The organism is Vibrio aquimaris (genome assembly GCF_009363415.1).
Lineage (GTDB): Bacteria > Pseudomonadota > Gammaproteobacteria > Enterobacterales > Vibrionaceae > Vibrio > Vibrio aquimaris.
In genome coordinates this window covers 813,581-827,322 of the sequence record NZ_CP045350.1, presented here as the reverse complement: position 1 = coordinate 827,322, position 13,742 = coordinate 813,581, and the positions used below count along the sequence as shown (strand labels likewise).

The following is a 13,742-nucleotide window of genomic DNA, read 5'->3' as shown; positions in this document are numbered from 1 at the left end:
GCGAATAAAACCAGAGAAGCAGAATGACATACCATAATTTACGTTTATGCTCATTTTCCATAACTAATTGTAGAGCTTTCTGTAAAAAGTTTTACAAGTCTGTCGCTTTTTTATGCCTTTTCTTTAGTTTTTCATCAACTTCAGCCACCTCTGAACAGACCATCGTTATTCAACAAGCTGCAGAGAATTACATTCTTACTAATATAGATTGGCCGCCAGGTGGCACATTACTAGCAAAGGCAGCGAACATTGATAGCCGTATTTTTGTTACAGACTGTCCTGCTCCACTAAAAACTTCTTCTTCTTCTACAAACCCTAGTGCAAGTAACATCACTGTGCTAGTTGAGTGTAGTGAAGAGAATTGGAAATTATACGTTCCAGTAAGACTGACGAGGACTGGCCCACAAGTCACAACCACAGGCCCGATCAGTCGAGGCCAAACAATCTCAGCACAAGACCTGACTATCAATATGGTAGACTTGCAACGTGTAAGGCGACAAGGCTTTTCAAATATTGAAGACATTATTGGAGCTAAAACCAAAAAAAACCTGAGAAGTGGAGAAGTCGTAGAAAGCAGTGATGTTTGTGTTGTATGTCGCAATGAAACTGTGACTATCAAGGCTCAAAAGTCTGGTATGACCATCACAACTAAAGGCACCGCACTCACAGATGGCGCACATGGTGAGCAGATTAGAGTGAAAAATAGCAAATCCAACCGTATAATTGAAGGTAGGGTAACTGGCATTGCCGAAGTCACGGTTGTTTTTTGAACAATCAAAAAGTTCCTAAAGTATTGCTCGCTTCGGTCGATATCGACAGTACAAGATTTCATTTACGAAAGGCTCGAATATATGGCAGGCATTGATAACATACGCTCAGGGCAGACGGTCACGACCTCTTCCAAGAGCACTGCACGTAACGAAAGTAGTGCCTCTGCTGACTCTGGTTCAACAAAAAAGTCAGATGTAGCTCAGGACTCAGTATCCCTTAGCAAACAGGGTAAAGCTGTTGGTGAAATGCATTCCCAGCTAGCTAACCAACCAAGCTTTGATAAAGCAAAAGTTGCCGCAATCAAAGAAGCCATTGCTAATGGTTCATATAGCGTAGACCCTCAAAAATTAGCTGATAATATGATCAAGTTCGAACAAGAACTTGGTGGTTTGGAATAGAGAGCGTGTATCATGGCATCCTTGAGCAGTTTAATCGAATTTCAGCTACAAAGTGCCCATGATCTATCTGATATTCTCGAAAAAGAAAAACTCGCAATCACAGCACGATCTGCAAAAGACATAGAACAACTAGCCACTGAAAAGTTAGCCCTGATAACCAATCTACAGCAAACTGACGAACGAATCGGGCAACACCCTGACGTAGCCAGCTTGACAACTGATCCAAATTTGAGCCCTCTAGTCGAAGAAATTCGATCGACTATCGCCGATTGCCAACAAGCAAATATTGTCAATGGCGAAGCCTTGCAACGAGCACAGATGAGTTTTAACAAACTGAACAATCTTATGCAACAGAGTCAAGGTAAGCTAGGAATGACTTATAATGCTGACGGGCAAACTAAAAATGTAACCACACTGGGTACAAACATCAAAGCCTGACTCATGGTTAAAGCGACAGGTTTGCCGCTCTACAATCAGATATTATTAATTAGAAAAGGGTCTGTTGACGTTTCTCAGGTACCACTTCCACTTCACCATAATCGCGAAGCTTATTCATTTTCTTGATATCAAGGCGTAACTCTGTCACATAGTTGTCACCAACTTTATAACTGCGTACCACCTCAGCGCCACGAATAACACCATCGACAGCACCAGATGTGAGTTCCGTCCCAAGCCTCTGATCTTTTAAATCTGCTCTACCACTAACACGCATCCCATAGACCTGCTCAGCTAACTCACGGTAAGCATCTATTTTAGAAGCACGCATCGCTCTAACTTCACGTTCCTCGTCGGTTCTCCCCTTTTGTTCACTGATATTGGCGTATCCCACAGCAGTGAGCCAATCATCAGAGCGCATATTTTGCAAAGGCTGACACCCCACCATCATAAAGATAACGGCCAAAAAAAGAATTTTATTCATCACGACTCCCTATGGACGAAGAATAACGGTATATGGCTGCCTTATTGTAGGGTCAGAGCGAATTAAAACACCATCTTCATCTCGGATACTGTTAAGCGTGTCTAGATCTCGACCAATTCTATCCGCAGGCAGAAAACCTTGAGCCGTTGCAACCACAACCCGTGACTGCATACCAACCACACGAGCATTAACTAATACTCCCCCTTCTTGGCGAAGCATGGTGCCAGTGAGTACATATTGAATATCTTGCTCTTGGGCAAGATCCTTCCAATCGCGACTAAACGCAAAGTCACCTTGGCTAGTCACTTGAATCGAACCTGTTGTTTTATAATCGACAACCTTGAAGCCTCTTCGCTGAAACTGATAAATAAAGCCTTCAGAAACAGAGTTACCCAGCCAGTTAGTTGCATCCATACTTTGCAAATCCACAAATGATGTAACGGCAATAGGTGTCCGAGCGGAGACACTTGTGTTTGAGACTATCAAATCTTCAGTCATACTCTCGACAAAAAAGTCAAGAGTATGACGCGGACTCTCCATCAACATAAATTGAGAGCCTGGGTAGGGTTCCTTACCATTATATACAGGTGCATAAGCACAAGAGGTCAGAAGCACCACAGGCACAAGCGTTAGCCACTTTTTCATATTATAATCTCCGATACATTTTAGGCTTCTATCTGTGCCACCTTATATCTCAGATACCAAAGTGGAACATTCTTTGCTTTTCTATATCTGTCACTACATAGAGCGGCAACACCTAAATCAGTTAACGAAATAAATGCAAAAAGTGAACCAGTTTGGAAATATACGATGAAAAAGACGTTTTTTAAAATAGTTTCAACCTTTTATGTAGTACTTTGCCCCACGTTGGTATGGGCAAGTTGGTACGAAGTAACAGGTCGAGCAACTGTCGTCGCTTCTGAAGAGGTTGCACGCATTCACGCGTTAGAAGATGCCATATTCAAAGCAGTTAGCTTCTCTGGAGCCGATATAGGCAGTATCGCGAATATCAGGCCAATATTAGAAAGCAAGCGCAAAGAATATCAACTCAGTAATACCGAGATACGTTACATTCTAATTGATGAACAAAAAGTCCGTAATGGTGTTATGTACGTCAAAGCTCGCATGGACATATACCCGTCGGCAACAGCTTGCCACCTCAGCCAATACAAAAAAACCTTCTTAGTCGGCAATATCGATTTAGCCTCCCCTAAGCAAGCTGTTATGGGTCAAATCTATAACGTTGGAGATGACTTTGCGACTGTCATCAATCGGCAATTAAGCATACAGTCGAGTAACTTTGTTTCTGTAGGTACAACCGACTATGAAATTAGTAAGCGCAATCCAGAGCGACTAAAAATGATCGCTCAAGACACTGGTGCACAATATATCATAGGTGGTGTGATCACTGATTTAACGGCTACGATAGAACAAAAGTTACTCCAAGAGGACAATATAAACCGGCAATTTGCGCTTGATATGACCGTCTTCGATGGTAAAACTGGCAATGAAGTGTACAACAAAAACTACCGTGAAGTTGCTCGATGGCCTTTCCCTAAAACAAGTCAAGTCGATACTAAAAGTGCACGATTTTGGGCATCAACATATGGAGAGATGATGCTGAGAGTCAGCCAAAATATCATGCTGGACCTCGAGTCGGAAGTCTCGTGCAAAATAACACTGCCGGAAATTATTGCCAAATGGGATAAGGTGCTAACTATGGACCTTGGTAGAATCCATGGCGTTGCCCAAGGAGATAAGCTCAAGCTTTGGCACACAAATTCATTCATAGATCAAAGAGGGATTCCTCGTAATAAGGTCACCGAGTCAAACATCACACTCACAGTGTCACGGGTTTATGAAAATGAAGCAGAACTCACCGTTGATCAGCCCGAACTCGCTGGCAGTATTCAAATTGGTGACGTTATGCACAAGCAACTTTAAATCAGTAAGTTAAAGCTTAACATTGCAAAAGAATATAGTATGATAGTTCCACGCTCCCGTGGCACAGCTGGATAGCGCGATCCCCTCCTAAGGGATAGGTCACAGGTTCGAATCCTGTCGGGAGTGCCATATTAAATCAATGCATGTTATAACTTTTTGATCCTCGATGACCAAGACCTATTTATTCCCGAGTAGGATAATTAACCCTAGAAAGAAGCTAGATTCCATCTTAATTAAGCTCTCTATGGCTGCATCAAGCTGAACAATACCATTGGTATCATACTCTCGATTATAATCCACCCTAAACCTCAATATAAAAACCTAACAATCAAACATATAGTTACAGACCAACTCATTTAATTCAAAAAATCATCAACTTAGACAACATGAAAAAAGAGCCATACTTTAAATAAAATATGTAAAGAACTTATTAGGTACTCAAAGACAAAAAAACCTTTAAGTCCAATTATTTACTGTTTTTTTTCAAAAAAAAGTGATGTTTTTCACTTGAACACCTTGAGGAAACACGAATAAGCCCTTCACCAATCATGCACATTCAACTAAAATACTTATTAACAAAATTATCCATAGCTGTTGAATGAAGAAGAGTAATCTGACTACAAACACTGGTCACCGTTTTATATCCAAAGCCAAAACCGCGTTTAAAATCCACATACATACACCAGATGATAAGGTGTTACATCGCTCCGTGGGCTACGTAAAAATCGGTGAAAAAAAAGGACTCAAAAAAGCCATTAAGCTCAGAAATGAATTGGGTAGTGCCATGTGGGGTAAATTCTGGCGTAAGTTACTCAAAGACCCATACCTAATGACAAGGCTCCCCCATTCTGTTGAGCCGAAGATTATTTTCAAACCTAGACCAACTAAAACTAACCCGGATGCGAAAGACGAATGCTATATTGCTGCTTGGCGAAATTACGATAAAAACGGCAAATTGATATATAGAAGCATTGTTTGTTCAATCAAAAAGCATGGTCGTCTCGCTGCCTACACAAAAACCAAAAAAGCTCTGCTAGAAGCCAACAAAGACAACTTAGAAATTCTCGAGTTTATGGGACGTTTAACCAGCATAGATCTTAAGTAAACCCTTCATAATCATACAGCCATCTATTTACTTGACCATACTTAATTAGTGTTTTTTTTATAAAAAAAACCGCAACATAGACTGCGGCTTTTTATATAACAGTGAGCTTTTACAGAACTTTATGTATTGGCTTCTCGTTGTGAAATAAAGGCTAGTGCCATCTTGATTCGAGCAATGACTCGCTCTTTACCAACTAACTCCATAACAGCATCCACAGATGGTGACTGCCCACCACCTGTCACTGCAACACGCAAAGGCATACCAAGTTTACCCATACCAATATCTAACTCTGCACATACCGCAGCAATCACATTCTCTTTAATACTTACCGTATCCCAATTTTCTAGCGTTTCAACTTTCGCTAAAGCAAGCTCTAATGGACCTTTTGCGACACCACGTAAATGTTTCTTCGCCGCGCCAGCTTCAAAATCAGAGAAATCTTCGTAGAAGTAGCGAATTTGCTCAGCCAGTTCCACAAGCGTATTACAACGCTCACCGACAAGTTTAATCACTTGAGTAAGTGTAGGGCCGTTTTCTACATTGAGATTTTGGTTGTCCAAATGCCACTGCAAGTGCTCTGCTACATACTCAGGATCTGACGTTTTGATATAGTAATTGTTTAACCACAGGAGCTTTTCAGTGTTAAACGCAGAAGCTGATTTGGAAATGGCATCAAGGGTGAATAGCTCTATCATCTCTTGCTGAGAGAATATTTCCTGATCGCCATGAGACCAACCCAAACGAACCAAGTAATTATTAAGCGCATTTGGCAAGTAGCCTTCATCGCGATATTGCATTACAGAAACGGCGCCATGACGCTTAGATAACTTAGCACCGTCATCGCCTAAAATCATGGCGCAATGAGCAAATGTCGGAACTGGCGCCCCCAAAGCTTTATAGATGTTAATTTGACGTGGGGTGTTATTAATATGGTCTTCACCGCGCACAACATGAGTGATTCCCATATCCCAATCATCAACGACAACTACAAAGTTATATGTGGGAGCTCCATCAGTCCGGCGAATAATCAGATCATCTAATTGGTCGTTAGCGATTTCAATACGGCCACGGATCTGATCTTCAAACACAACACTGCCTTGAGTTGGGTTACGAAAACGCACTACACACGGATCGCCGTCTTTCGCAGCTTCATTTGCCGCTATGATTTTGGGGTGATTGGCATCATAACGAGGCATCTGCTTATTTTCTTCTTGCTCAGCTCTAATTTCATCAAGAAGCTCTTTTGACGCATAACATTTATACGCTTTGTCTTGAGCTAGCAAGATATCAACCATTTCGTTGTAACGATCAAAGCGCTTAGACTGGAAATAAGGTCCTTCATCCCACTCTAGCCCCATCCACTGCATTCCTTCAAGAATGGCATCGACGGCTTGCTGAGAGTTACGCTCTAGGTCAGTATCTTCGATACGTAGAACAAACTCACCACCTTGGTTTTTTGCAAAAAGCCATGAATAAAGTGCTGTGCGAGCACCGCCAACGTGAAGATAGCCTGTAGGGCTAGGAGCAAAACGAGTTTTAACCGTCATTTAAAAATACCTTGATTAGCTGAATGACTGCACCATGAGAAGGCGCTAAAAATTGCGCGTATTTTATCATTGATCTCCAAATCTACAATCCACTAGTGACAGAATTCGCCTATTCACATGGATCTCCTATCCCAAGTATCACTCCAATACACCTCTTGACCTTACCCCAAAGGTAAGGTTTATCCTTATCCTTGATTTAGAGTGAGGGGCAAAAAATGCACAGGTTAAATATTCCACTTTCAGGCTTAAGTTGTATGGAGTGTGCGCGTAAAGTAGAACACCTCTTAATACATAAACATGGCGTATTAATCCATGAGCTAACGCCTGCGCTTGTTTGTTTGGAGACAAACAGCCCGTTTAAAGAGATAGAATCGTCTATTCTTACCCTTGGCTATCATGCTGGTCATCAGTATCACTTCCATCTTGAAGGTTTACGCTGTACCAAATGTGTCGCTAAGCTCGAAAACGCCCTAAACAGCCATACTGGTATCGGACATATTCAAGTATCGAAAACTGAATTGTCTCTTTCCACGCTACTTACTGAGCAAGATATCAAAGATCTAGTTGAATCAGTTGGCTATAAAGCGAGTCGCGAACAATCTGAGATACCCGAATCACAGCAGCAAACCTCTTCCCAACCTGAGCAATTAACATTAACTGAAAAAAGCAGCACCTATACTTTAAACTTTTTCATCTCAGGCATGACCTGCGCAAGCTGCGTGGCATCGGTTGAGCGCGCCTTAATAAGTGTCGATAAGGTAGAGCGCGCGCAGGTCAATCTCGCTGAGCAAAGTGCCATTGTTTTCAGCCTCTCAAATGAAGAATTTGTCATCGCATCTGTTGTAGACACTGTAAATAAAGCCGGATATCAAGCCGAGTACGTTCTCGATCCAGAAACTCAGCAGCAAGAGCAGTTAGCCAAACAAAAGTCTATACAAGGCCAGCATAAAAAAAGTGCATGGCAAGGCTTAATTATCGGCGCTCCACTTATGCTCTGGGGAGTATTAGGCGGCAATATGATGATACGTAGCACTCAAGACCAATTGATCTGGGGCGCTATTGGACTGATATGCTTATGGCTACTGGCAACAGCTGGACGCTCCTTCTTTACCAACGCGTGGCAATCGCTAAGTAATAAACGAGCAACAATGGACACATTAGTTGCCCTTGGTACAGGCTCTGCTTGGTTATTTTCCATGCTGATCGTGAGTTTTCCTCAATGGTTTCCACAGGCCTCACGCCATGTTTATTTTGAAGCCAGCGCCATGATAATAGGCTTAATTTCTCTCGGGCATTACATCGAAGCCAAAGCTAAAGCCAAAACCACGCTTTCTCTTCAATCATTAATCAACCTTCAGCCAAGCAATGCTACCGCCATTACAGAATCCGGCGATAAAGTCATGGCGATAAAAGAGATAACACAAGGGATGCAGCTTAGAATTAAGCCTGGTGAGAAAATCCCTGTTGACGGGTTTGTCTTATCGGGTCAGTCCTATCTTAACGAATCCATGTTAACTGGTGAACCTATTCCTGTGTTTAAGGAGCAAGGCTCTCAGGTTTCAGCTGGGACTGTAAATCAAGACGGCAGTCTAGTGATGGAAGCTACCAGCGTTGGTCGCAATACTATGTTGGCAAGGATCATTAATATGGTGCGCACAGCGCAAAGCAGTAAACCGGCAATAGCCAAGCTGGCTGATCAGATTTCTTCTGTATTTGTTCCTATTGTCGTAGTGATTGCTCTTATTTCTGCATTAGTTTGGCTTTTGTATGGACCTGAGCCCAAAGCCAGTTATATGTTAATTGTCTCCACAACTGTGCTTATTATCGCTTGTCCCTGCGCGCTTGGCTTGGCTACCCCGCTTTCAGTCACTGTCGGAATCGGAAAAGCTGCCGAAATGGGCATACTGATTAAAGATGCCGACGTGCTTCAGTCTGCCAGTAAAGTAAATACTATGGTGTTTGATAAAACGGGTACGCTAACACAAGGTAAGCCTCAAGTTGAATCTGTGTTTGTCAAAGATGGAGATGAAAGCCACCTACTGACTTTGGCGGCAAGTTTAGAACAACATTCAGAGCATCCTCTTGGTAAAGCCATTGTTAATCTTGCCGAGCAAAAAAATCTTTATCTTGAAGAGGCGAGTCAGTTTACCAATCTGCGCGGTATGGGGGTAACGGGTCTAGTTCATGATGAACTGACCTCAGTTGTATCCCTCAATTATGCTCGGCAGCAAGGGATCAACACTGGCGCTTTCGACTCAGAAATAGAACAATGTGCCACTTATGCATGGACACCAGTTATTGTCGTCCAAAAAAATACTGTGGTAGGAATCATTGCCATTAGTGACCCAATTAAACCAGATGCTAAACAAGCAATTAATGCCTTAAATTCAATGGATATCAATACTGTGATGTTAACTGGGGACAATCAAGATGTGGCAAATTCGATTGCTTCCCAGCTAGGAATAAAAACAGTCATCTCCCAAGTACTGCCCGATCAAAAAGCGCAGCATATTAAGCAATTACAAACACAAGGTCAGTGCGTTGCTATGATAGGTGATGGGGTGAATGATGCACCAGCCCTTGCAACAGCCGATATCAGTATTGCGATGGGAAGCGGCAGTGATGTGGCGATTGAAAGTGCTCAAATGACTCTACTCCATTCATCTCCTGTCGGCGTAGTTAAAGCAATTGAATTATCTAAAGCTAGCATAAGAAATATGAAGCAAAACTTGTTTGGCGCCTTTATTTATAACAGTTTGGGCATCCCTATTGCAGCTGGTGCCCTCTATCCGGCTTTTGGCTTTTTACTCAGCCCTGTAGTCGCTGGCGCAGCCATGGCGCTCTCCTCTATTACTGTTGTAAGCAACGCTAATCGCCTGCGTCTGTTTAAACCTTCACATCATATTAAGAGGTCACTATGAAAATTAACCTTGTTGCTCTTACGCCACTTTTACTTCTCTCACACCAAGTTCTGGCTGCCGATGTTACCAATCACAAATCGCCTTATTGTGGCTGCTGCACGGCTTGGACCAAGCACATGCAACAAGAAGGCTTCACGGTAGAAGAAAAACTGCATGATAATATGAATGGCATCAAAAAAGAGCTGGGCATTACACCACAGTTAGCATCTTGTCATACCGCCGAAATTAATGGTTATGTTTTTGAAGGCCATATCCCTGCCAAAGATATCAAAGCGTTTTTAGCCAACCCACCTAAAGGGGCCAAAGGGCTAGCGGTCCCCGGTATGCCGGTAGGTTCTCCTGGTATGGAACACGGCACTCAAAAAGAGGCTTATACCGTGTATGCGTTTAATCAGGATGGGCAAGTATTTGAATATCAAACCTACCCTAAAAGTGATAAATAACTCTTACTGTTGATTGATTTACATTTCAAAGCACCTGAAAATTCAGGTGCCAATTCTATAAAACCATAGCAAACAAAGAATTAAATTATAACATAAACAATAATTTAGATATAAAATTCAACTTTATTCAACTATTTTTAATTTTGTTTCTCGCTTCATAACGCTAGCTTGCAGTAACTTCTCCCCTTCACAAAAAAGTCGTACCAAGATGCGGCGCCTTAACATAAGAGGCTCATTAATGAGTAACCACTCACTTAACTACCTCTTTTTCTTCTTAAAGACAAACAACTTGAGTGTATAACACATGAAAAAAGTATTACTTATTGCAGCCGTTGCTGCTAGCGCTTCTATGCCTTCGCTTGCTAACGATACCTACTTTGCTCTCGAACTAGGTGCTGGTAAATACGATTACTCTGGTGAAAGTGCTGATTCTAAAATAGCTAAAGAAACAGATGACATGGGTGTATTTGGATTGAAAGTAGGTCATTACCTAAATCAAAATGTACGTGGCTATGGCTACCTTCAGCTGTCTGTAAGTGACGAATATCTTCATACAGACGTAACCACTCGTGAAGCAGGTATCGGTGCTGATTACCTACACTATGTAAATGATAAGTTTTACCTACTTGCTGGCGGTAACCTTGGATACCAAAAAACAGTAGTTGAGAATGACGTTGTCGGCCTTAAAAGAGACAATACTGGTCTTGCAGCAGGTGCTAATTTAGGTTTGGGTTACAAGTTTACTGATAATTTTGGTATGGAACTAGGTTACCGCCATAACCAATATTTTAGCAATGAAATCAAAGAAATAGAGCTTAACGTTGATGCTACTGATATTGCTTATATCAACGCTAACTTCGCGTTCTAAGACGATTTGATGAATAACATAATGCCGCTTATTGCGGCATTATTTGTTTCTACCCTGCCAAGTTTATCAGCTCACAACACTCCTTATACTGACTAAAAAGCTCTAAAAACTTCGATTAATCCATTAGTTATCGCTCAATAATCGTTCCTAACCAAGAAAATTCTCATTTATGGGACAAAAACAACATTTCTTACACTTATATTCGATAGCAAAATTAGGATACACTGACTATATTATGTTATTTCTCAATAGAGATGAATGAATTTACTCGAACAAGCCAAAAACGAACATTGCAATATTGCCATCGCCGATATTGTCTACAATCCTCACGACAAGTCTTTACGCGCCGGGCAAGAAGATATTCCACTTGAGCCTAGAAATATAGCTTTACTGGAAGTGTTACTTTCTAATGTGGATGAGCCCACGTCGATTGATGAATTTATCGAATTGGTTTGGGAAAACCAATACATCTCGAAAAATGTGGTGACCAACCGAATAAGCCTACTGCGTAATCTTTTTCGTCAGCATACTGAACAAGCCGATTCAACCAAAATCATCGTAACCTACCCCAAACGTGGTTACTATATCCCACAGAGCTTTGTCCAACTTATCGATAAAGACGAAACCAGTTTGCCTAGCCCAGTACCCGATGCAGCAAAAAATACTGTCACCAAGAATACCATTCGGCGCTACATGGGATGGAGTCTTAGTGTTGTGTTTGCTGCATTGACCATATTGCTTGCAATACATACTTGGTCCCACTTCAACCAAAGTAAACAAAATAATACCCTGCATGTCCCTCAAGTACGGCTATTGCTTGATACTGTGGTGTGTGAAGATGAGGGGCTTGAGGATGCCGCACTCAAAATCAAAGCGCTTACCCTCTACGCCTACAGTTCATCCCCGTATATTCACCTATCTAATATGAGTTCACCTAGCTTTTATTTACACAGCTTAAGCGAGCACTGTCATTTCCCAGGCTCAGATGCCGCCTATGACTCAGATTACCGTTTACGTTTTAACTTGTGGGAAGATGAGGGCGGAAAAGTTCATTTGGAAAGCCTTTTACATCTGACAGCTTCAGGAAGAGTCGCATGGCGAAAAATCTATCCTTTTGAGCCACAACAGCTAACCGAAACCGTTAATCAATTAAATGCGGATTTAAGTGATTACTTTAAGCTACCACAAGATATCCAGAGCTTTTCTCATCATGTATCTGGTTTTATCACGCCAATCGCCAATACCAGCTTAAATAACTTACTCAGCCGCCCGCTTACGAATATGGAAGTGCTGTTTTACACCCGAGAGCTGCTTTTTACCGACCAATCACAAGCTGATTTTAAAAAATGGATCGCAAAAATTAAGGAACGCGAGCCAATTACCCCACCCGATCTGCATATGTTGCTGGCTCTTATCACCTATCGCTCAGGAGATGTTGAGCGAAGCCTTAGAATGCTAGAAAGAGAATACGCCACTGAGATCCCCGATAATGCGCTGATTTTTCTTCTCCAAGCTAATATCAATCGAGAAAAAGGCAACAAGCAGATGTATCTTGCTTATTATTTAAAAGCTATCTCGGCATTGACCACCACTCTACCCGCAGAACGCGTCTATAGCTTATACTCGAGTAGTGATAGAAAACAAGCTTGCTTAGAACTATGGCAAGAAGCTTTACACGATATAAAATATATTCAGCGCCCTAAATCCGTATTATGGCAAGGTGTTGAGACCTTTTGCCGGCCTTACCCATAAATAAAAGCCACCCAAAGGTGGCTTTTATTCAACATTACTTTAGGACTCGTTAATTATCTCTATCATCATTTGGATATGAAGCTCGTCATCATTCAAACATGGAATAAAATTAAACACGTCTCCTCCATGTTCAATGAAAAGCTCGCAGCATTGCTCTGATATTTCTTCCAACGTTTCCAGACAGTCTGAGGAAAAAGCCGGAGTAATAATATCCAGCTTCTTAACACCTTTACTCGGTAGTTGCTCAAGTGTCTTATCCGTGTAGGGCTGCAGCCACTCTTCACGGCCAAATCGAGATTGATAAGTCATCCCAACTTGCTCTTTTGTTAGACCTAATTCAAGTCTCAACAATTCCGTGGTTGCTTCACAATGCTGTGGATAGATATCACCATTATCGGCATAGCGCTTGGGAATGCCATGGTAGGAGCACAACAAGTAATCGCCTTGACCTTTATCTTGCCATGAGCGTCGAACACTTTCAGCCAAAGCCTTTATATAAGTAGGATGATCATGATAATCACGTACTAGTCGATAACTGGGCATAACAGGAATGGATTGATAGGCCTTGGTTAATCCATCAGACACTGCGGCTGTAGTTGTGCTGGAATACTGAGGGTATAGAGGCAACACAATCACATCTTCAACGCCCGATTCTAGCAGCTTTTCAAGTCCAACCTTAAGGCTAGGGTTACCATAGGTCATTCCCAGCTCCACTGGCATATCAATCTGCTGTTTAAGTTTATCCGCTTGCCTTTTGGCATACACCAGAAGAGGCGAACCTTCCTCCATCCATACAGTTTGATATAACTTGGCTACTTTTGGCGAACGTATTGGCAGAATAATGCCATGCAGTAGTGGACACCAAAGCCAGCGCGTCATATCTACCACACGCTTATCATGCAGAAACTGGCTTAAGAAGCGTTTTACTGCTGGCGCTGTCGGTGCATCAGGAGTTCCCAAGTTAACCAACAGCACTCCTTGTTTTTTTGTATTTTGCATAACACCTCATCGACACTATAAAACAGACCTTACGATGTAAACCTCTTTACCGCTCAAAAGGTAAAGATGAAAAAA

At 41.9% G+C, this 13,742-nt stretch carries 13 protein-coding genes and 1 tRNA gene; 10 read left to right on the top strand and 4 right to left on the bottom strand.

What is annotated here, in order from left to right; translation table 11 throughout:
* Window positions 1-23 precede the first annotated feature (23 nt).
* The 3 genes from flgA to FIV01_RS03810 all read left to right on the top strand — a co-directional run bounded on the left by flgA (window position 24) and on the right by FIV01_RS03810 (window position 1,607).
* Complete coding sequence (gene flgA / locus FIV01_RS03820; protein ID WP_152429823.1) at window positions 24-770, top strand: flagellar basal body P-ring formation chaperone FlgA; 747 nt, start codon at window positions 24-26, stop codon at window positions 768-770.
* An 81-nt stretch (window positions 771-851) separates the two neighbouring features.
* Window positions 852-1,169 (top strand): flagellar biosynthesis anti-sigma factor FlgM, encoded by a 318-nt coding sequence (gene flgM / locus FIV01_RS03815; protein WP_114786781.1) that lies wholly within the window; start codon window positions 852-854, stop codon window positions 1,167-1,169.
* 12 nt (window positions 1,170-1,181) lie between these two features.
* The gene (locus tag FIV01_RS03810) at window positions 1,182-1,607 is read left to right on the top strand and encodes a flagella synthesis protein FlgN (protein ID WP_152429822.1); all 426 of its coding nucleotides are present in this window, start codon (window positions 1,182-1,184) and stop codon (window positions 1,605-1,607) included.
* A gap of 49 nt (window positions 1,608-1,656) precedes the next feature.
* On the opposite strand, the gene flgP is transcribed toward FIV01_RS03810, so the two are convergent.
* A complete protein-coding gene (flgP, locus tag FIV01_RS03805; protein ID WP_152429821.1) occupies window positions 1,657-2,088 on the bottom strand; it encodes a flagellar assembly lipoprotein FlgP in 432 nt (143 codons plus the stop codon).
* Window positions 2,089-2,097: 9 nt separating this feature from the next.
* On the bottom strand, window positions 2,098-2,733 hold the full coding sequence (locus FIV01_RS03800; protein WP_152429820.1) for a FlgO family outer membrane protein: 636 nt from the start codon (window positions 2,731-2,733) through the stop codon (window positions 2,098-2,100).
* Window positions 2,734-2,898: 165 nt separating this feature from the next.
* On the opposite strand from FIV01_RS03800, the gene FIV01_RS03795 reads away from it, so the two are divergent.
* The 3 genes from FIV01_RS03795 (at window position 2,899) to FIV01_RS03785 (ending at window position 5,137) form a co-directional block, all read left to right on the top strand.
* Window positions 2,899-4,032 carry a flagellar assembly protein FlgT gene (locus FIV01_RS03795; protein ID WP_152429819.1) on the top strand — a complete coding sequence of 378 codons (1,134 nt, stop codon included), beginning with the start codon at window positions 2,899-2,901 and terminating at the stop codon, window positions 4,030-4,032.
* Window positions 4,033-4,084: 52 nt separating this feature from the next.
* Window positions 4,085-4,161, top strand: a tRNA-Arg gene (locus FIV01_RS03790).
* 469 nt (window positions 4,162-4,630) lie between these two features.
* Window positions 4,631-5,137 carry a Fe3+-citrate ABC transporter substrate-binding protein gene (locus FIV01_RS03785; RefSeq protein ID WP_114786776.1) on the top strand — a complete coding sequence of 169 codons (507 nt, stop codon included), beginning with the start codon at window positions 4,631-4,633 and terminating at the stop codon, window positions 5,135-5,137.
* Window positions 5,138-5,256: 119 nt separating this feature from the next.
* Here FIV01_RS03785 and gltX read toward each other — a convergent pair whose 3' ends face one another.
* On the bottom strand, window positions 5,257-6,684 hold the full coding sequence (gltX, locus tag FIV01_RS03780; RefSeq protein ID WP_152429818.1) for a glutamate--tRNA ligase: 1,428 nt from the start codon (window positions 6,682-6,684) through the stop codon (window positions 5,257-5,259).
* 215 nt (window positions 6,685-6,899) lie between these two features.
* On the opposite strand from gltX, the gene FIV01_RS03775 reads away from it, so the two are divergent.
* From FIV01_RS03775 to FIV01_RS03760, 4 genes are all read left to right on the top strand, one after another.
* Entirely contained in the window at window positions 6,900-9,605 is a 2,706-nt protein-coding gene (locus tag FIV01_RS03775) for a heavy metal translocating P-type ATPase (RefSeq protein WP_152429817.1), read from the top strand.
* The gene (locus tag FIV01_RS03770; RefSeq protein ID WP_152429816.1) at window positions 9,602-10,048 is read left to right on the top strand and encodes a DUF411 domain-containing protein; all 447 of its coding nucleotides are present in this window, start codon (window positions 9,602-9,604) and stop codon (window positions 10,046-10,048) included. The genes FIV01_RS03775 and FIV01_RS03770 overlap by 4 nt, the downstream gene beginning before the upstream one ends.
* A 304-nt stretch (window positions 10,049-10,352) precedes the next feature.
* Entirely contained in the window at window positions 10,353-10,916 is a 564-nt protein-coding gene (locus FIV01_RS03765) for an outer membrane beta-barrel protein (protein ID WP_152429815.1), read from the top strand.
* A 258-nt stretch (window positions 10,917-11,174) separates the two neighbouring features.
* Entirely contained in the window at window positions 11,175-12,668 is a 1,494-nt protein-coding gene (locus tag FIV01_RS03760) for a winged helix-turn-helix domain-containing protein (protein WP_152429814.1), read from the top strand.
* 39 nt (window positions 12,669-12,707) lie between these two features.
* On the opposite strand, the gene hemH is transcribed toward FIV01_RS03760, so the two are convergent.
* Window positions 12,708-13,667: a ferrochelatase gene (hemH, locus tag FIV01_RS03755; RefSeq protein ID WP_152429813.1), complete on the bottom strand. Its 960-nt coding sequence runs from the start codon at window positions 13,665-13,667 to the stop codon at window positions 12,708-12,710.
* Window positions 13,668-13,742: the final 75 nt, after the last annotated feature.